Raw genomic sequence first — 18,897 nt, forward strand, 5'->3', positions numbered from 1 at the left:
GGCAGTTCGGTCCACGCGATGGGGGCCGCGCCGGCGGCGGCCATCGCCGCGTCGAGGATCTTCACGGACGCGGGGACGATCTCCGGGCCGATGCCGTCGCCGTGCAGGACCCCCAGGGAGTACTGCTGGGCCGTCTGCGTTTCCACGGGTTCCGCCTTCCTGTCGTCCCGGTGCCGGTGGTGCGCCGGGGTCGGGTGGGGTGAGGTCCTCCGGAGCGGAGGGCGAGGGCGGAGTGGCGGGGGAGCCGGCCACCGCGAGCGACGCTGCTCCTGCACGGGGACGGATGCAGGCTATAAGGACCGGGGTGCGCGGTCAACGCCTTCGCCGGGGCCGGGGAACCGGTCCGTCAGACGTTCGCGGGGCGTCGCGCGCCGGCGCCGCTGAGGCGGTGAGCGGCCTTGGCGCCCAGGCTGGTGTCGATGTGGCGCAGCATCACCGCGGCGGCCGCCTCCCCGTCCCCGGAGGCGATGTGGTCGACGAGGACGTGGTGCTCGGCGTCCTTCTCGTCGCGTTCGACCTGGCTGCGGGCGTCCTGCAGGCCCTCGCGGCGGTACCGGTCGGCCTTGTCCCACAGGCTGTCGAGCGTGCTGATGAGCACGTCGTTGTGCGAGGCCCGGTACAGGGCGGCGTGGAAGTCCCGGTGCGCGATCAGGTCGGTGTAGCCGGGGTCCGGGCCGAGGGGGTGGACGCGCTCCAGAAGTTCGCGCATCAGGGCGAGATCGGCCCGGGTGCGCCGCTCGGCGGCCAGCGACACGGCGAGCGGGTCGAGGCTGCGACGCACCTCCAGGAGGTCTCGCGCCTCCTCGGCGGTCAGGGGGGTCGTGCGGGCGTCACGGTGGGCGTCGAGCTCGACCAGGCCCTCGGACATCAAGCGCCGCAAGGCTTCGCGCAGGGGGGTGGTGGAGATCCCGATCTCCTTGGCGAGCGAGGCCTGGTTCAGCACCGCCCCCGGCTCGTACTGGCCGGCGAGGATCCGCTGCCGCAGCGTCGTGTAGGCGTAGTCGCTCTTGGTGTTGAACACCTCCACGGTGGTACTTCCTCCCGGGTCGACCTCGACGCGCCGCGGTGACGGGTCGACGAGCCTCGATGGTAGGGGGAGCGGCGGGGCGGACGTCGATCGCTCGCGGCTCCCTCGCCGTGAGCGCCCCGTCCGGTGCGGAACCGGACCGTCCCCCTTGACGGACATAGCTTATAGGCAGCAGGCTCGATCGGAGCGACGCCGAGGTCGCCACGACTCCGAGGAGCAACGATGCACCTGTCGACACCGCAGCCCGCCGCTCGCCCGCACAGCGCGACGTTCACGCGGCGGTCCGCCCTGGTGTCCGCCGCAGCCCTCTCCGCGGCGGGCGGGCTCGCCGCCTGCGGCGGGGACAGCGGCAGCTCCGCCGCGCCCCCGGTGAACGAGATCGCGGTCGGGACGACGCCCGAGCACTACCCCGCCGAGTACAGCCGGATCGTCGAGGGGTCGCGTTCCGAGGGCGGGGAACTCACCATCTACTCGAACACCGACCAGGAGAACTGGGCACCGATCTTCCGCGACTTCCAGAAGAAGTACGACTGGATCGAAGCCGTCAACGCCAACAACCTCGACAGCGACGAGGTGTTCCAGCGGGCGCTGAGCGAGCAGGCGACGGGCTCCTCGCCGGCGGACCTGCTGGTCTCCAACGCGGCTCAGGCGTGGGCGGAGTACACCTCCAGCCCCGGCCGGGTCATGGAGTACGCCTCGCCGGAACTGGACAAGTTGCCCGAGTTCGCGCAGCTCGCCCCGAACGTGTACGCGCTGTCGGTCGACCCGATGACCATCGCCTTCAACACCGGCCTGCTGTCCGAGAAGCCGACGGGCATCGCCCACCTCGCCGAACTCGTCGCCGCCGACCAGGACACCTTCCGGGACAAGATCACGACGCGGGACGTCGGCGGTGCGTTCGGGTTCACCGTGTCCCACGCCTTCACCCAGGCCGACCCCTCGACGTGGGCCGCGCTGGAGACGATCCTGCCGCTGGCCCGGCCGGAGACCTCGTCGGGGACCCAGACCGAGAAGATCCTCGCCGGTGAGTACGTCGTCGGCTTCTTCATCTCCGCGGCGCCCGCCTACCCCGTCCAGGCCAACAGCGGTGGCCTGTTCGACCTGGTCTTCCCCGACGACGGGACCGTCGTCCTGCCCCGGGGCATCGCCATCGCACCGCAGGCCCCGCACCCGAACACCGCCAAGCTCTTCCTCGACTTCGTGCTGTCCGCCGAGGGGCAGGCCGCCGCGGCCGAGGGCGGACTGACCTCCTACCGCGACGACGTGGAGTCGGCCGAGGGCCGGCACACCTACGCCGACGTGCTCTCCGCCGTCGGCCAGGACGGCGTCGTCATGGTCCCGTTCACCCTCGTCCCGGAGGCCGAGGTGGACGCCTTCACCGAACGCTGGAACGGCTTGCTCGACAGCTGATCCACCCACCCCTCGATGGAGGAGAAACCCATGGCCACCGTCACCTCGCCCCCCACCACCGACCCGACCGTCACCGGTGGTCCCCTCCCCGCACCGCGGTACCGGAAGATCCTCGGCCTGCGCCGCGAGCTCGTCGTCCAGTACGGCGTCCTGCTCGTCCTGGCCGCCCTCGTCCTGGCGCCGGTCGTGCCCACGCTCATCCAGTCCCTGCGCGACGCCCCGCTGTACGACGACGGCGGGAACTTCACCGCGTCGAACTACGCGCGGCTGTTCACCGAGGCGGGGTTCGGCCGGGTCGTGCTGAACACCGCCCTGTTCGCGGTGGGCACGACGGCCCTGACCCTGCTCATCGCGGTGCCGACGGCCGTCGTGGTGGTCCGCACGAGACTGCCCCTCGGCCGGGTGTTCGCCGGGGCCATGCAGTGGCCCTTCTTCATCTCCTCCCTCATCCTGGGGTTCGGCTGGATCACCATGTACGGTCCGGCGGGTTTCGTCAGCGTTCAGGCGCGCCGCTGGTTCGGTGACGTCCCCTGGAACCTGTACTCGCTGCCGGGCATGGCGCTGACCGAGGCCGTCGCGCTGGCCCCCATCGCCTACGTCTTCTGCGCCAACGCGCTGCGCAACTCCGACGCCTCGCTGGAGTCGGCCGCCCAGGTGTGCGGGGCGGGGCCGCTGCGGATCCTGTTCACGGTCGTCGTCCCGATGCTGAGGCCCCCGATGGTCTACAGCTCCATCCTGGTCTTCTCGATGTCGGTGGAGACCCTCAGCGTCCCCCTGCTGTACGGCCAGCCCGTCGGCATCGACGTCTTCTCGACCTTCCTCTACACCAACGGGCTGCAGTCGATCCGCCCGGACTACGGCATCCTCGGCGCAGCCTCGAGCATCATCCTGCTCGTGACCGTCGGGCTGGTCCTGGTCCAGGCGAAGCTGCTGAAGGACGCGCAGCGCTTCGTGTCCGTGCGGGGCAAGGCCACCCGGCCGCGCAAGCTCGAACTCGGCTGGGTCCGCTGGGTCAGCGTCGCCTTCATCACGCTCTACGTCGTCTTCGGCGCGCTGCTGCCGATCGGCGGTCTGGTGTTCCGCTCGTTCACCCTGATCTTCACGCCCCTGCAGAGCCCGCTGCAGACGCTCACGACGGACAACTACGCCCGCATCTTCGGGTTCCAGGCCTACGTCGACTCCATCGTCAACAGCCTGGTCGTCGCGGGCGTGGGTGCGGTCCTGGTCAGCGCACTGGCCCTGCTGGGCGTGGTCGTCGCCCGCCGGTCGGCGTTCCGGTTCGGCCGGGCCGTCGAGTACCTGGCGCTGGCGCCGCAGGCGATGCCCGGTCTCATCATCGGCATCGGGTTCTTCTGGGCCTTCGCGTACGCCCCCGGCGGCGCCCTGGTCCAGGGCACGCTGCTGGCGCTGATCGTCGGGTTCGGCTTGCGGGCGCTGCCCACCGCCTTCGGTTCGATCGCGCCGTCGATCATGCAGCTGGGTGCCGAGCTGGACAACGCCGCCCGCGTGTCCGGCGCGGACTGGGTCAAGACCTTCACCCGGATCCTGGGCCGGCTGCTGACCCCGGCGTTCATCGGCGCCGTCGTGCTGGTCTTCGTCACCATGCTCAAGGAGTACTCGCCGGCCATCTTCCTGGGGTCGGCCCAGTCGAACATCATCGGTACGACCATGCTGGAACTGTGGGTCCAGGGGAACACCGGATCGGTCGCGGCGCTGGCCACGATCCAGATCGCCATCACCGCCGTCGTCGTCGCCGTCGCCGGACTGCTCATGAGGGAGCGCAAGGATGCCTGAGGTCGTCGTCGAGGAACTGGTCAAGCAGTTCGGCACCACCACGGTGCTGGAGGAGCTCGACTTCACCATCGCGGACGGGGAGTTCTTCACGCTCCTGGGGGCCAGCGGCTGCGGGAAGTCGACCACGCTGAACTGCATCGCCGGGCTGGAGCGGCCCTCCGGTGGGCGCATCCGCGTGGGCAGCACGCAGTTCGTCGACACCGAGCGCGGGACGTTCCTCGTCCCCGAGGAACGCAACCTCGGGATGGTGTTCCAGTCCTACGCCCTGTGGCCGCACATGAGCATCGCGGAGAACCTGGCGATGCCCCTGAAGATCCGCAAGGTGGAGCGGGGGGCCGCCCGCCGCCGCATCGAGGAAGCGCTCGGCAAGGTGGGCCTGACCCACCTGGCCGACCGGTACCCGCACCAGTTGTCCGGCGGCCAGCAGCAGCGCGTCGCCCTGGCCCGCGCGCTGGTGTACTCCCCGTCGGTCCTGCTGCTCGACGAACCGCTGTCCAACCTGGACGCGAAGCTGCGTGAGCAGGCCCGGGCCTGGTTGAAGCGGCTGCAGTCCGAGCTGGGCATCACCACCGTCTACGTGACGCACGACCAGGACGAGGCGCTGGCCCTCAGCGACCGCATCGCGGTGATGGCCGGTGGCCGCATGCTGCAGGTCGACACCCCGGCGGCGGTCTACGAACGCCCCGCGACGGCGCAGGTGGCGGCGTTCGTGGGCAAGTGCAACTTCCTGCACGGCACCGTGGCCGGCGTGGACGGGGACCTGACCAGCGTGCGCCTGGACACCAGCGGCGACGTGGTCCACGCGGCGGCCACCGGCTGGGCCGCGGGGGACGAGGTCACCCTGGCGATCCGCCCGGAACGGCTGGCGGTCGTGGCCGCGGCGGACGGCGCGGGCACCGGCGCGGTCGTGCTCGACGTCGACGTCCTCACCGAGTCCTACGTCGGCTCCCGCTTCGAGTACGTCGTCCGCCTGGGCCGGCACACGGTGCAGGTGGAGAACGCGCGCGGCGGACTGCACGGGGCGGCCCGCCTGGTCGTGTCCCCGCAGGACGTCCTCGTCTTCCCGCGGGCCGACGACGTGGTGCCCGAGGAGGCCGAGGAACTGATGACGGTCTGAGGCGGACGGGCGGGCCGGTGGCGATCGAGACGGGCAGGACGAGGGTGCAGAGCAGGACGACCCCGGTGGGACGAACCGGGAACAGCTTCGGGACGATCGGGGAACTGGTCGTGGGGGGTGAGCACCACCGCATCCACCGGCTGGCGGGCCTGGCCCCGCCGGACCTGCCCTACTCGCTGCGCATCGTGCTGGAGAACGTCCTGCGCCACGAGGACGGGGACCGCGTGGACGCCGCCCAGGTCGAGGCCCTGCTGGCCTGGGGGGACGAGGAGTCGTTCGGGCGCGCGGTGGACCTGCACCCGGCCCGGACGTTCCTGCACGACACCAACGGCGTGCCGACGGTCGTCGACCTGGCGGCCATGCGCCGGGCCGTGGCCGACCTCGGCGGCGACCCGGCCGCGGTGAACCCGCGGATCCCCTCCGAGCTCGTCGTCGACCACTCGGTGATCGTCGACGTCTTCGGCACGCCCGACGCGGCCGCGCGGAACGTCGAGCACGAGTACGCCCGCAACGCCGAGCGCTACCGGCTGCTGAAGTGGGCGCAGCAGTCCCTGGACGACTTCGCGGTCGTGCCGCCGGGGACCGGCATCATGCACCAGGTCAACGTGGAGAACCTGTCCCGGGTGGTCTTCGAGCAGGACGGCTGGGCCTTCCCCGACGTGTGCCTGGGCACCGACTCGCACACCACCATGGCCAACGGTCTGGGCGTCCTGGCGTGGGGCATCGGGGGCATCGAGGCCGAGGCGGTGATGCTGGGGGAGAGCCTGTCCATGCTGCTGCCCCGCGTCGTCGGGTTCGAGCTCACCGGCGCCCTGCCGGCCGGGACGACGGCGACCGACCTCGTCCTGACCGTCACCGAGCTCCTGCGCGGGCACGGTGTCGTGGGCAAGTTCGTCGAGTTCCACGGACGGGGGGTCGCGGCGCTGCCGCTGGCCGACCGGTTGACCATCTCGAACATGGCCCCGGAGTTCGGCGCCACCTGCGCCTACTTCCCGATCGACGAGGAGACGATCCGGTACCTGGACTTCACCGGCCGCGACCGGCGGCGGGTCGACCTGGTCGAGGCCTACGCGCGGGAGCAGGGCCTGTGGCACGACCCGTCCGCCCGGCTGCGCTACACGGAGGAACTCACCCTCGACCTCGCCACCGTCGTGCCGTCCCTGGCCGGCCCCCGCCGGCCGCAGGACCGGGTCCCCCTGACGGCAGCGCGCGACGGGTTCCGCGATGCCCTGCCGGCCACCCTGTCGGGGACGGGGAGGCCGGGTGCGGCCGGCGACGCGCCGGTGACCCTGGCGCTGCCCCGGGGGGAGGCGGAGATCACCCACGGCGCGGTCGCCATCGCCGCGATCACCTCGTGCACCAACACCTCCAACCCCGCCGTCATGGTCGCGGCCGGACTGCTGGCCCGCAACGCGGTGGCCCGGGGCCTGCGCAGCAAGCCGTGGGTCAAGACCAGCCTGTCGCCGGGATCGCGGGTCGTCACCGACTACCTCGACGCGGCCGGGCTCACCGCCCCCCTGGAAGCCCTGGGTTTCCACCTGGCCGGGTACGGGTGCATGACCTGCATCGGCGCGTCCGGCCCCCTGGTGGAGGAGGTCACCCGGGCCGTCGACGAGCACGACCTGGCCGTCGTCTCGGTCCTGTCCGGGAACCGCAACTTCGACGGCCGGATCAACCCCGACGTCCGGATGAACTACCTCGCGTCGCCGCCGCTGGTGGTCGCCTACGCGCTGGCGGGGACGATGGACCTCGACCTGGTCACCGAACCCCTCGGGTACGACCCGGCCGGCCGGCCGGTGCTGCTGGCCGACCTGTGGCCGCGACCGCAGGAGATCGCCTCCGTCATCGAGGCGACCCTCGACCCCGACAGCTTCCGCCGCGTCTACGCCGACGTCTTCGGCGGCGACGAGCGCTGGCGCGGGGTCCCCGCCCCCGCCGGGCCGGTGTTCCCGTGGGACGAGGCCTCGACGTACCTGCGCGAACCGCCCTACTTCCACGGCATGTCCCTGGAACCGGAAGGGGTCGCGGACGTCCGGGGCGCCCGCGTGCTGGTGTGGCTGGGTGACTCGGTGACGACCGACCACATCTCACCGGCCGGGGCCATCCCCGTCCACACGGCCGCCGGCCGGCACCTCACGGCGCTCGGGGTGCCGCGCCGGGAACTCAACACGTACGCCTCCCGCCGCGGGAACCACGAGGTCATGATGCGCGGCTGCTTCGCCAACGTCCGGCTGCGCAACCGCCTCGTGCCCGGCGTCGAGGGCGGATCCACCCGCGACGCGACCACCGGGGAGGTCGCGACCGTCTTCGACGCCGCGGCGAACTACCGGGCGGCGGGCATCCCGACGGTCGTCGTGGCCGGCCGGGAGTACGGGACGGGATCGTCGCGGGACTGGGCCGCCAAGGGACCCGCGCTGCTCGGCGTGCGCGCGGTGCTGGCCCAGTCGTTCGAGCGCATCCACCGGTCCAACCTCATCGGCATGGGCGTGGTGCCGCTGCAGTTCCTCGACGGGGACAGCGCGGACAGCCTGGGACTCACGGGACAGGAGGAGATCGACGTCCTGGGCCTGGCGGCGATCGGTGGCGGCACCGCTCCGCGCACCGTCACGGTGCGCGCGGGGGAGCGGGAGTTCGAGGTCCTGCTGCGGCTCGACACGGCCCGCGAGGCCGAGTACGTGCGGCACGGGGGCATCCTGCCGTTCGTGGTGCGGCAGGTGCTCCAGCGCGACCTGCAGCCGGTCTGAGGCGCGCCGCGGGGGTGGAGCGGCGGGCACCGGCCCGCCGCTCCACCCCCGGCGCCCGGTGGCGGTCCTCAGCCGGGCGCGCCGGTCAGGCCGCTCACGTACCGGATCGCCTCCCGGGCGGTCACGAGCGGATCGGCGCCCTGAGCGATCTCCACCGTCGCGAAACCGTCGTACCCGGTGGCCTCCAGGGCGGCCAGGTGGGCCGGGAGGTCGAAGCCCCCGCGGCCCGGTGCCGCGCGGCCGCTGTCGGCGACGTGCACGTACCGCAGGTGCTCACCGGCTGCGGCCCAGCTGCGCACCGGAGCCGGGTCGGCGGCTTCGACGTGGAGCAGGTCGAGCATGAGCGCGACCGAGGGCAGGGCGAGGTCGCGGACGAACCCCAGGCCCTCCTCGGTGGTGGTGAGGTTGTCCATCGTCGCGGGACCCTGGGGTTCCAGGACCACGACGACCCCGGCGGACCCGGCGTGCCCGGCCACCACGGACAGCCCGGCCCGCAGGTGGTCCCACGCCCGGTCGGGGTCGTCCCCCAGGCTCCCGCGCAGCTTCCCGATCGCCACGTGACCCCCGAGCTCGGCGGCCAGGTCGACGGCGCTGCGCGCCCGGTCGACGGCCCGGCGGCGGACTGTCCCGTCGGCGTCGGCCAGCGTCAGCCGGTCGTCGGCCACGACGGGACCGGTGCCGATGGCGGCCACGACCAGCCCCGAGCCGGCCAGCGCCGCCCGCACCGCCGGCACGTCGACGGCGCGGGGGTCCCGGACGAGGAGCTCGACCCCCCGGTAGCCGGCCGCGGCGAGCGCGTCCAGCACGGCGGACGCGTCACCGGTGGCGCCCATCGCGGGTCCGCGGGTGTCGGGGGTGGCGTAGGGGTAGGACCACGTCAGCACGGGCTCTCCTCGGCGCGGTGCGCCTCGACGGTCAGGGCGCGACGGTCAGGGCGCGGTGGTGGGGGGCAGCCCCACACCGGTCTCCCGGGCCAGCTGCTCCAGGCCCTGGACGGTCCGGTGGGGCAGGGTGATCGTCCGCGCCGCGGCGGCGTTGCGGTTCTCCAGCTCGCCCGGGTAGAGGATCCCGCCCGCCCCCGGGACGGGGCGTGCCGAACGCACCTGGGAGATGAGGTCCTGGACGCGCTCGCCGAAGACGTCCAGCGGCTGGAAGCGTTCGATGTCGAGGGCGATGACCAGGTGCCCGGCACCGCTGTGCGCGGTGGGCTGCCAGGGCCCTCCGACGGCGCGGCCGTAGGAACTGCCGGTCAGGACGCCGGAGAACACGTCCATGAGGAACGACACGGCGTACCCCTTGTGACCGGCCATGGGCAGGATGACGCCGTCGTCGAGGGCGGCCGCGGGGTCCGTCGTGGGTCGGCCGTGCTTGTCGAGCGCCCAGCCGGGAGGGATGTCCACGCCCTTCTCGGCTGCGGCGTAGACCTTCCCGCGGGCGACGCCGGTGTTCGCGATGTCGACGACGGTGACGTCACCGGCACCGTCGGGTGCCGCGAAGGACCAGGGGTTGGCGCCGACCACCTTGTCCATGCCGTTCCAGGGGGCCATGGCGGGGCTGCCGTTGGTCGTCAGGATGGCCGCGCACCCGCTGCGGGCCGCTCGCCGCGTGAAGTAGGCGGCGGTGCCGAAGTGGTTGGAGTTGCGGACCCCGACGACGCCGACACCCGACTGCTTGGCCCGTTCGACGGCCAGGTCCACGGCGTACGCCGTGATCACCTGACCGATCCCGTCGTGACCGTCGAGGTGCACGAGCGGACCGGTGTCGGTCAGCGTCTCGACCTCGGTGACGGGTTTCACCGCCCCCGACCGGAGCCGGTCGACGTACCAGGACAAGCGCAGGAGGCCGTGGGAGGGGTGCCCCCACGTCTCGGCCACGACCAGGCTGTCGGCGACCAGGTGCGCGTCGTCGGGGGGAACCCCCAGGGACCGCAGGACCGCGGCCGCGAAGTCCAGGAGTTCCTCGGAACCGACCACCATGTCGTTCGTCATCGCCCCACCACCGGTTGACGGGTCGGGGCGCCCGGGAGGCGGACCGACGGTTCCCCGACCGTACCAGGGGCCGTCGGTGCGCGGAAGGATCCGTTATAAGACTTCCGGGGAGTTCCCGGGGGTTCTCCGCGACGCGGGGAGAGGTGCTCCCCGCCGTCCCGCCGGAGGTCCGCGCCGACGGGAGAACCCGTCACCATCGCCCAGACCCGTTGCGCGGCAGAGCGTCGGGCGCGCTCCGAACGGACCCGGGACGCCGGGTCGCGCGGTGGGTCGAGCACGGACGCCGGACCGGCTCCCTCGGAACTCCCCCGGTGCGCCGCGGTTCCCCGACCACTCCGTTGCAACCTGCACGGGCAGCGACGACGGGATGACGGGACGACGGGGGACCACGGGGACGACGCCGACCCGGCCCGCGCGACCCGCCCGGGGGTAGGTTCGGCGGCGTGCTGCCCGACCCCCGCCGGACCGTCCCCCGCACCGACGCCGTGCTCGACGACCCGCGGCTGGCCGGCGCCGTGCGCGAACGCGGGCGCGACGCCGTCAAGGACGTCGTGCGCGCCGTCCAGCAGCGCGTCCGCGACGGCGAGGCGCCCGCCTCCGACGCCGTCGACCTCGTCCTGGCCGCGCTGCCGCCGGCCGGGACGACGCTGCGCCGGGTGCTCAACGCCACCGGGGCGGTCCTGCACACCAACCTGGGGCGCGCGCAGCTGTCGGCCGCCGCGGTCGAGGCGGTCGTCACCGCCGCCGGCGCCACCGACGTCGAGATGGACCTGACCACCGGCCGTCGGGCCCGGCGCGGGCGCGGCACGCTCGCCGCGCTGCGGGCCGCCGTCCCGGCCGCCGGGGACGTGCACGTCGTGAACAACGGCGCCGCCGCGCTCGTGCTGGCCGCGACGGCGCTGGCCGCCGGGAAGGAGATCGTCGTCAGCCGCGGTGAGCTCGTCGAGATCGGCGACGGGTTCCGGCTGCCGGACCTGCTGGTCTCCACCGGGGCGCGGCTGCGGGAGGTCGGGACGACGAACCGGACCTCGCTCGCCGACTACCGGGCCGCGGTCGGGCCCGGCACCGGGTTCGTCCTGAAGGTGCACCCGTCGAACTTCGTCGTCACCGGGTTCACCGCGGGGGTGGAGCCGGGGCAGCTGCGCGACCTCGGGGTCCCCGTCGTCGTCGACATCGGCTCCGGCCTGCTCGCCCCCGACCCCGCGCTGCCGGCCGAACCGGACGCGGCGTCGGCGCTGCGCGAGGGCGCCCACCTCGTCACCGCCTCGGGGGACAAGCTGCTCGGCGGGCCGCAGGCGGGGTTGCTGCTGGGCGACGCGGACCTGGTGGAGCGGTTGCGGCGGCACCCGCTGGCGCGGGCGCTGCGGGTCGACAAGCTCACCCTCGCCGCCCTGGAGGCGACCCTGCGGTCGGCGCCGAACCCGACCCGCGACGCGGTGCACGCCGATCCCGGCGCCCTGCACCGGCGTACCGAGGACGTGGCGGGATCCCTGCGCGGCAACGGGATCGACGCCCGGGTGGAACGTTCGGTGGCGGTCGTCGGCGGGGGCGGGGCCCCCGGGGTGGACCTGCCGTCGTGGGTGGTGTCGCTGCCGGCCAGGCTCGCCGTGCCGCTGCGCACCGGGGCCCAGCCGGTGGCCGGGCGCGTCGAGGGCGGGCGGTTGCTGCTGGACCTGCGGACGGTGCCCCCCGGCGCCGACGCGCAGGTCACCGCAGCCGTCGTCGCGGTCGCCGGGGGGCGCGGCTGATGCACGTCGTCGCCACCGCCGGGCACGTCGACCACGGCAAGTCCACCCTCGTGCGCGCCCTCACCGGCCGCGACCCCGACCGCTACGCCGAGGAGAAGCGGCGCGGGCTGACCCTGGACCTGGGTTTCGCGTGGACGGAGCTCGACGGCGCCGGGCCGGTCGCGTTCGTCGACGTCCCCGGCCACGAGCGGTTCGTCCCGACGATGCTCGCCGGGGTCGGCCCGGTGCCGGTGGCGGTGTTCGTCGTCGCCGCCGACGGCGGGTGGATGCCGCAGTCCGCCGAGCACCTCGCGGCCCTGGACGCCCTCGGCGTGCGGCACGGGCTGCTCGTGGTGACCCGCGCCGACCTGGCCGACCCCGCGCCCGCGCGGGAGCGGGCGCTGGCCGAGCTGCGCGCCAGCAGCCTCGGGGACGTGCCCGCCGCCGCGTGCAGCGCGGTGACGGGTGCGGGCCTGGAGGAGGTGCGCGCGACGCTGGCGCGGGTCCTGGTGGGGGTGCCGGCCCCGGACGTCCGTGCGCCCGTGCGGTTCTGGGTCGACCGCAGCTTCACCGTCACCGGGGCCGGGACGGTCGTCACCGGAACGCTGTCGGCGGGGCGGATCGCCGTGGGCGACGAGCTGCGTCTGGGGGAGCGGACCGTCCACGTCCGCGGCGTGCAGTCCCTGGAGCGCGACGTCCCGCACGTGGACGCCGTGGCCCGGGTGGCGCTGAACCTGCGGGGCGTGGACCGGCGCGACGTCGGGCGCGGGGACGCCCTGCTGACCCCGGGCACCCACCGCGAGACCGACGTCCTCGACGTCCGGCTGGCCGTGGCGGGGGACGGGGAGCCGGTGCCCGCGCAGCTCGTCGCGCACCTGGGGTCGGCGGCGGTCCCGGTGCACGTCCGGCCGCTGGGCGGGGACGGCGCGGAGGCGCTGCTGCGCCTGCGGTCGCGCACCGCGCTGCCGCTGCGGGTGGGGGACCGGCTGCTGCTGCGCGACCCGGCCCGCCACGTCGTGCTGGGCGCGGCCACCGCCCTGGACGTGGACCCGCCCCCGCTGCGCCGGCGCGGGGCCGCCGCCGCCCGGGCCGCCGAGCTGGCCGGGGTGAGCGGCGCGCCCGACGCGGCCGGGGAACTGCGGCGGCGGCGGCTGGTCAGCGGCCGGCACCTGCGGGCGATGGGGGTCGAACCGGCCGGGACGCCCGTCGCGGGCGACTGGTACGCCGACCCGGGGTTCTGGGCCGGGCGGGCCGAGCGGCTGCGGGCCCTGGTCGCCGGGTTCGGCGCCACCGACCCGCTGCACCCCGGCCCGACGCTCGAACAGGCCCGGCGCGCCCTCGGGCTGCCCGCGCTCGAACTCGTCGAGGCGCTCGTCGCGGCCCCGCTGCGGGTCTCCGGCGGGCGGGTCGTGGAACGCACCGACGACCTGCCCGCCGCGGTGGAGCGGTCCGTCGCCCTCGTGCTGGCCGACCTGCGGCGCGAGCCCTTCGCCGCGCCCGACGTCGAGCGCCTGCGGGAACTGCGCCTGGGCCGTCCCGAACTGGCCGCCGCGGTCCGCGCCGGCCGGCTGGAACGCGTCGCGGAGGGCATCGTCCTGGCCCCCGGGTACCGGGCCCGCGCGGTGGACGCCCTGCGCGCCGTGCCGCAACCGTTCTCGATGAGCGAGGCCCGCCGCGCGCTGGGGACCTCCCGCCGGGTGGCGGTGCCGCTGCTGGAAGCCCTCGACGCCGCCGGGGCCACCGCGCGCGACGCCGACGACCGGCGCCGGCTGACGGGGCGGTGAGCGTGCGGGTCCTGGGGATGCTGTCGGGGACCTCCCACGACGGCATCGACCTCGCCGTGGTCGAGTTCACCCCCGACGGGGACGTGCTGCACGCCCGGATCGAGGAACGGCGCAGCGTCCCCTACTCCCCGGCGCTGCGGGCCGCCCTGGTCGCCGCGCTGCCGCCCGCCCGGCCCGGGCTCGCCGAGGTCTGCGCCCTCGACACCGGCATCGGCCGGGAGTTCGCCGCGGCCGCCGCCTCCGTCGCGCAGGAGGTCGACGCGGTGTGCAGCCACGGGCAGACCGTCTTCCACTGGGTGCAGGACGGGACGGTGCGCGGGACCCTGCAACTGGGGCAGCCGGCCTGGATCGCCGAGGCCACCGGGGTGCCGGTCGTCTCGGACCTGCGCGCGGCCGACGTGGCCGCCGGGGGGCAGGGCGCGCCGCTGGTGCCGCTGCTGGACCGGATGCTGCTCGCGCCGTTCACCGAGCGCGGGGAGACGGTCGCGGCCCTCAACCTCGGCGGCATCGCCAACGTGACCGTCTGCGCTCCCGGCGCCGAACCGGTGGCCTGGGACACCGGCCCCGCCAACGCGCTCGTCGACGCCGTCGTGGCCGCCGACCCCGGCCACCCCGACGTCTTCGACCGCGACGGCCGCCTCGCCGCCTCCGGCCGGGTCGACGGCGAGCTCCTGGCCCGCTTCCTCGCCGACCCCTACTACGCCCGGCCCGCCCCCAAGAGCTGCGGCAAGGAGCTGTTCCACGCCGGGTACGTCGCCGAGGTGCTGCGGGGGCGCGAGCTCCCGCTGACCGACCTCGTCGCCACCCTCACCGAGCTCACCGCCCGCACGGTGGCCGCGGCGCTGGCCCCGGTCGGCGTCGCGCGGGTCTTCGCCTCCGGCGGCGGCGTGCGCAACCCGGTCCTGCTCGCCGCGATCGCCCGCCACCTGCCCGGCGTGCAGGTCACCGGCTCCGACGACCTCGACTGCCCCGCCGACGACAAGGAGGCCGTGGCCTTCGCGCTGCTGGGCTGGGCGACCCTGCACGGCCTGCCCGGCAACGTCCCCAGCTGCACCGGGGCCAGCGGTGAGCGGGTGCTGGGGCGCCTCACCCCCGGACGGCGGGGTCTGCCCGCCGTCCCGGCGCTGCCGCGCTGGCCCGGGCAGCTGCGGCTGGGCTGACCACGTTGCGGTCCCGGCCGGCGGCCTTGGCCGCGTAGAGCGCGCGGTCGGCCGCGGCCAGCACCTGCGCCGCGTCCCCGTCGGCGGCGGCGATGCCGACGCTGCACGTGACCCTCGGCTCGGTGCCCGCCGCGACCGCGGCGCGCAACCGCTCCACCAGGACCTGCGCCTGCGCGGGCGTCGTCCGGGGCAGCAGCACCGCGAACTCCTCCCCGCCGTATCGGGCGACCAGGTCGCCCTCGCGCACCACCGAGGCCGCCGCCGCGGCGACCGCCCGCAGGACCTCGTCACCGGCCTGGTGCCCGTACCGGTCGTTGACGGCCTTGAAGTGGTCCACGTCCAGCAGCGCCACCGACAGCGGCGCCGCGCCGGGGTCGGCGACCGCCCGGGCCAGGGCCTCGTCGAGGGTGCGCCGGTTCGCCACCCCCGTCAGCCCGTCCAGCGTCGCCGCGCGCCGCAGCGCCTCCAGCGCGTCCGCGCGCGACAGCGCCAGCGCCGCGTGCGACACCGCCTGCTCCAGCGCCCGCAGCGCCCGGCGCTCCAGACCCCGCGCCCGGACCGTCCCCCGCGCCTCGCCGAGGTCGGCCGCGAGCCAGCCGCGCCCGGCCCCCGGCGGCAGCGGGACGACGACCACCCCCCGCGCCCGCGGCCACCGGCGGGCCAGCCACGGGTCCCGGACGGGGTCGAGCGCGTCGACCAGCACCGGCCGGGCCTCCTGCCCGGCGCGCCGCAGCACCTCGTCGACCTCCCGGGCGGGCACCAGCGCGACGTCCTCGCCCGCGCCGTCCCCCTCCCCGGCCAGGACCACCAGCGCCCGCTCGGCCGGCAGCTCCTCGCGGGCGAACCGCGCCAGCCGCGACGCCACCCGGGCGCGGTCGCCGACGCCGACGAGGTCGGCCAGCAACCGGTGCAGCACCTCCGCGTCGCGTCGGCGGCGGCGCAGTTCCCGCTCGTTGACGGCCGCGAAGGTCGCCGTGCCCAGGGTCGTCGCCCACAGCAGCGCCGTGAATCCCGTGAAGTCCCCGGGGAACGCCCCCACGTCGGGGCCGCCGGCGAGGACGCCGGTGGCCTGGGCCTGCACGAGGCACAGCACGGCCACCGTGTGCGCCCCCGCGACCTTCACCCCCGTGCGGAAGGAGGTGAGCAGCGTCGCGCCCGCCGCGTGCAGGGCGAACAGCGCCGCCGCCGGCGTCTGCACGCCGCCGAGCGCGTGGACGGTGACGACGAGCGCGACGCTGTCCAGCAGCAGACCGGCGTCCAGCCCGGCCCGGGTCGCCGACCGGCCCGCCCGGGCCAGCAGCAGGGCGCCGGTCAGCAGGAGGTGACCCGCGCCGACGGCGGCGAGCAGCCGGGCCGTGGCGGGGTCGCGGTCACCGGACCACCACAGGGCGGCCGTCGTGACGACCAGCAGCAGGCGCAGGACCGCCGTCCAGCGCACCCGGTCCGACAACGGGACGAGGGTGGCGTCACCACCGGGGTTCACCACGTCGGCACCTCCGGGCGCTGCGGGTCACGGGGTTCGAAGGGCACCCGGTCGTCGGGGACGACCGGGGCCAGCGCGAGCTTGGGGTCGTCGCGGTCGATGCGGCGCTGGACCAGCAGGAAGAACCCGGCCAGGGCCAGCACCGCGGAGGGGTACTCGGCGTGGCGGACGACCGCGACGCCGACCGTCGCGAGGGCGCGCGCCGGGGCGGCCAGCGCCGCGGGGAGGCGGTCCAGCAGGGGACGGGACGCGGCGGCGGGCGGTGCCGGTGTCGCGGGGGTCGCCGGAGCCGTCGGTCCGGTGGGTGCGGTCGGGGTCGCCGCGGGGGGCGGGGCCGCCGCTCCCGCCGCGGGGCTCGTGGGAGGGCTCGCCGTGGTGCTCGCCGTCGCCGGGGCGGGCCGCGACGTCGGCGAACCGGTGGGTGAACCGGTCGGGGAACTCGCCGGGGAACTCGCCGGGGAACCCGTTGCGGGGCGCGCCGGCGTGGTGGGCCGGGCGACCGCGACGGCCGTCGCCGACCGGGTGGGGACGGGTGTCGCGGTGGGGGCCGGCGCGGGGGCCGGGGGAGCGCTGGCCGCCGTGGCCGGCGACGGTCGCCCGGACGGCGCGGGGGCCACGGGGACGGCGGGGACGGCGGTGGGCCGCGGCGCCGGGGCACTGGTCGTCGGCGTGGGCGTGGGCGTGGGCGTCGGGACGGCGACCGGCGTGCTGGGGCTCGGGGTGGGCGCGGTGACCGGCGCGGGCGGGGCGGGCACGTCCACGGTCACCGGGGCGGACGCCGCCCCGGGCCCGGCACCGGTGCGGGCCGCGACGCGCACGGCGTACCGGTGGCCGGGGGACAGGGGACCCAGGACCGTCGTCGTCGCGGCCGCCACCGTCACCACGGGCGTCCCGGTCGCCTCGTCGGTGAGGGTCAGCGCGTAGTCCAGGACGTCGGACCCGCCGTCGGACTCCGGCGCCCGCCACGTCACGGTGGCCGTCCGGCCGGTGAGGTCCGCGGCGACGTCCCGGGGGGCGCCGGCCGGCAGCGCGGTCCCGGTCAGGGGCACGACCCGGCGCGCGCAGGACCGCGAGAGCCAGGCGCAGGCCTGGACGGTCACGGTGCTCGCCCCGGCGCGCGCCGGGGTCCAGGTCAGGGTGCTGCCGCTGAGGGTGAGGCCCGCGGGCACGGCGCCGACGAGGCTCCAGGTGCGGGTGTACGTGCCGGTGAGGTCGGCGCGGGCCGAGGCGCCCACGTCCGCCGTCAGGGTGGCGTCGTCGATGACGGGGCGCTGGGTGGGGGACCAGCGCACGATCCGCTTGTTGAACTGGTCGACGATGAGGACGCTGCCGTCGGCGGCGACGGCGACGCCGGTGGGCTCGTCGAGCGTCACCGGCAGGGCCTGGATCGAGGCGTCGGAGTCGACGACGTCGATCGTGTCGTTGCCCGCGTCGGCGACGTAGAGGTTGCCCTGCTCGTCGAGGGCGATGCGCTCGGGGTACTTCATGCCGCTGGCGGTGGCCGGTCCCGCCACGACCGGGCCGTGGCGGCCGCCGGCGACGGTGGTGGACACCCCGCCGCGGATCGAGACGACCTCGTGGCTGTTCTTGTTGCTGACGAGCAGGCTCCCGTCGGCGCGCACGACCAGCCCGCGGGGACCGTCGAGGGGGCGGCCGGTGACGCCGATCGTGGGGTTGACGGCGGCGGTGCCGGCCACGACGCGCAGGGTCCCGTCCCGGACGGCGACGACGGCGGAGGCGTCCTCGTCGACGGCGTACACGGTCCCGTCCGGCCCGACGGCGACCTCGATGGGGTTCAGCGGCGACCGGGTGGCGGGTCCGGTCAGCGGCCCGACCAGGGTGCCGCCCACCTTGCTGCTGGTGCCGTCGCCCGCGAGGGTCGCGAGCCGGCCGCCGGGCGTGATCACGACGACGCGGTGCTGGGTGCGGTCGCTGACGTAGAGGTTGTCGGCGGCGTCGACGGCCAGGCCGTAGGGCTCGCCGAGGTCGACCTGCAGGGCCGGGCCGTCCGAGCCGGTGGTGGAGTTGCGCCCGGTCCCGGCGACGACGGTCCGCACGCCCGCCGGGTCGATCCGGAAGACGACGTGGCGGCCCCGGTCGGAGACGTAGGCGTTGCCGAGGCTGTCGACGGCGACGTCGACGATCCCGTCGAACGCGAGCGGGTCACCGCCGCCGAGGCCGGTGTTGTCGGCGACGACGGTCTCGGAGTACCCCGGGCCGGTCGGGGTGGTGGCGTGCGCGGCGGGCGCGAGACCGAGGGCGGCGAGCACGGCGGTGACGACGAGGAGGGCCGCGGCGCGGCCGCGGGGCCGCGGCGGCCGGTGCTGCCTGCAGGACGTCACGGTGGGGGATCGGCCGCCCGGCGGGCCCGGTGGAGGGGGTGTCCACCACCCGGCCGAACGTTGCACGTTCAACCTCCGTGACGGCGGTGCCCGTGCGCTGGGCCGGGCAGGTGGCCCGGCCGGCGACCGCCCGGGTGGGGTCGGACCCGGGCGGTCACCGCCGGGTGCGCCGTCGGTCCGGGCGGCGCCGCGCCCCGCGGGAGCGCCGACCCCTCCCGACTCCGCCGATCGAGTGAGGTCCGGGCCCGGCGGCGTGTCCCGGCAGGACGCGCCCGGACGGGTGAAGTAGACAGAACGTGGTTGAGCCGTGACCATGAGCAG

12 protein-coding genes are annotated in these 18,897 nt (G+C 75.5%); 7 read left to right on the top strand and 5 right to left on the bottom strand.

The genetic code is table 11. The features are described 5' to 3' along the window. Positions 1-346 precede the first annotated feature (346 nt). Entirely contained in the window at positions 347-1,021 is a 675-nt protein-coding gene (locus ACRYRX_RS20330) for a GntR family transcriptional regulator (RefSeq protein ID WP_432514909.1), read from the bottom strand. 228 nt (positions 1,022-1,249) lie between these two features. Between ACRYRX_RS20330 and ACRYRX_RS20335 the strand changes: the two genes are divergently transcribed. The 4 genes from ACRYRX_RS20335 to acnA all read left to right on the top strand — a co-directional run bounded on the left by ACRYRX_RS20335 (position 1,250) and on the right by acnA (position 8,092). Continuing rightward, on the top strand, positions 1,250-2,437 hold the full coding sequence (locus ACRYRX_RS20335; protein WP_432514911.1) for an ABC transporter substrate-binding protein: 1,188 nt from the start codon (positions 1,250-1,252) through the stop codon (positions 2,435-2,437). A gap of 30 nt (positions 2,438-2,467) precedes the next feature. After that, positions 2,468-4,231 carry an ABC transporter permease gene (locus tag ACRYRX_RS20340; RefSeq protein ID WP_432514914.1) on the top strand — a complete coding sequence of 588 codons (1,764 nt, stop codon included), beginning with the start codon at positions 2,468-2,470 and terminating at the stop codon, positions 4,229-4,231. Beyond that, the gene (locus tag ACRYRX_RS20345; protein ID WP_432514916.1) at positions 4,224-5,348 is read left to right on the top strand and encodes an ABC transporter ATP-binding protein; all 1,125 of its coding nucleotides are present in this window, start codon (positions 4,224-4,226) and stop codon (positions 5,346-5,348) included. The genes ACRYRX_RS20340 and ACRYRX_RS20345 overlap by 8 nt, the downstream gene beginning before the upstream one ends. Before the next feature lie 65 nt (positions 5,349-5,413). Continuing rightward, positions 5,414-8,092: an aconitate hydratase AcnA gene (gene acnA, locus ACRYRX_RS20350; RefSeq protein WP_432514918.1), complete on the top strand. Its 2,679-nt coding sequence runs from the start codon at positions 5,414-5,416 to the stop codon at positions 8,090-8,092. A 68-nt stretch (positions 8,093-8,160) separates the two neighbouring features. Here the strand turns inward: acnA and ACRYRX_RS20355 are convergent, their stop codons facing one another. Next, the gene (locus tag ACRYRX_RS20355; RefSeq protein ID WP_432514920.1) at positions 8,161-8,976 is read right to left on the bottom strand and encodes a sugar phosphate isomerase/epimerase family protein; all 816 of its coding nucleotides are present in this window, start codon (positions 8,974-8,976) and stop codon (positions 8,161-8,163) included. Positions 8,977-9,021: 45 nt separating this feature from the next. Continuing rightward, on the bottom strand, positions 9,022-10,080 hold the full coding sequence (locus ACRYRX_RS20360) for an Ldh family oxidoreductase (protein ID WP_432514922.1): 1,059 nt from the start codon (positions 10,078-10,080) through the stop codon (positions 9,022-9,024). 446 nt (positions 10,081-10,526) lie between these two features. Here ACRYRX_RS20360 and selA point away from each other — a divergent pair, with 446 nt between their 5' ends. Genes selA through ACRYRX_RS20375 form a run of 3 tightly spaced genes read left to right on the top strand, consistent with a single transcriptional unit; the run spans position 10,527 to position 14,751 of the window. Then, positions 10,527-11,828: an L-seryl-tRNA(Sec) selenium transferase gene (gene selA / locus ACRYRX_RS20365; protein WP_432514951.1), complete on the top strand. Its 1,302-nt coding sequence runs from the start codon at positions 10,527-10,529 to the stop codon at positions 11,826-11,828. After that, a complete protein-coding gene (locus tag ACRYRX_RS20370) occupies positions 11,828-13,591 on the top strand; it encodes a SelB domain-containing protein (RefSeq protein ID WP_432514924.1) in 1,764 nt (587 codons plus the stop codon). The genes selA and ACRYRX_RS20370 overlap by 1 nt, the downstream gene beginning before the upstream one ends. A gap of 2 nt (positions 13,592-13,593) precedes the next feature. Continuing rightward, positions 13,594-14,751 carry an anhydro-N-acetylmuramic acid kinase gene (locus tag ACRYRX_RS20375; RefSeq protein ID WP_432514952.1) on the top strand — a complete coding sequence of 386 codons (1,158 nt, stop codon included), beginning with the start codon at positions 13,594-13,596 and terminating at the stop codon, positions 14,749-14,751. Here the strand turns inward: ACRYRX_RS20375 and ACRYRX_RS20380 are convergent. Together ACRYRX_RS20380 and ACRYRX_RS20385 are read right to left on the bottom strand one after the other, a co-directional pair. Further along, on the bottom strand, positions 14,678-16,237 hold the full coding sequence (locus ACRYRX_RS20380; RefSeq protein WP_432514927.1) for a GGDEF domain-containing protein: 1,560 nt from the start codon (positions 16,235-16,237) through the stop codon (positions 14,678-14,680). The genes ACRYRX_RS20375 and ACRYRX_RS20380 overlap by 74 nt on opposite strands. Beyond that, on the bottom strand, positions 16,231-18,576 hold the full coding sequence (locus tag ACRYRX_RS20385) for a fibronectin type III domain-containing protein (protein ID WP_432514929.1): 2,346 nt from the start codon (positions 18,574-18,576) through the stop codon (positions 16,231-16,233). The genes ACRYRX_RS20380 and ACRYRX_RS20385 overlap by 7 nt, the downstream gene beginning before the upstream one ends. Positions 18,577-18,897 lie beyond the last annotated feature (321 nt).

Source organism: Kineococcus lubricus (genome assembly GCF_050871965.1).
Classification (GTDB): domain Bacteria; phylum Actinomycetota; class Actinomycetes; order Actinomycetales; family Kineococcaceae; genus Kineococcus.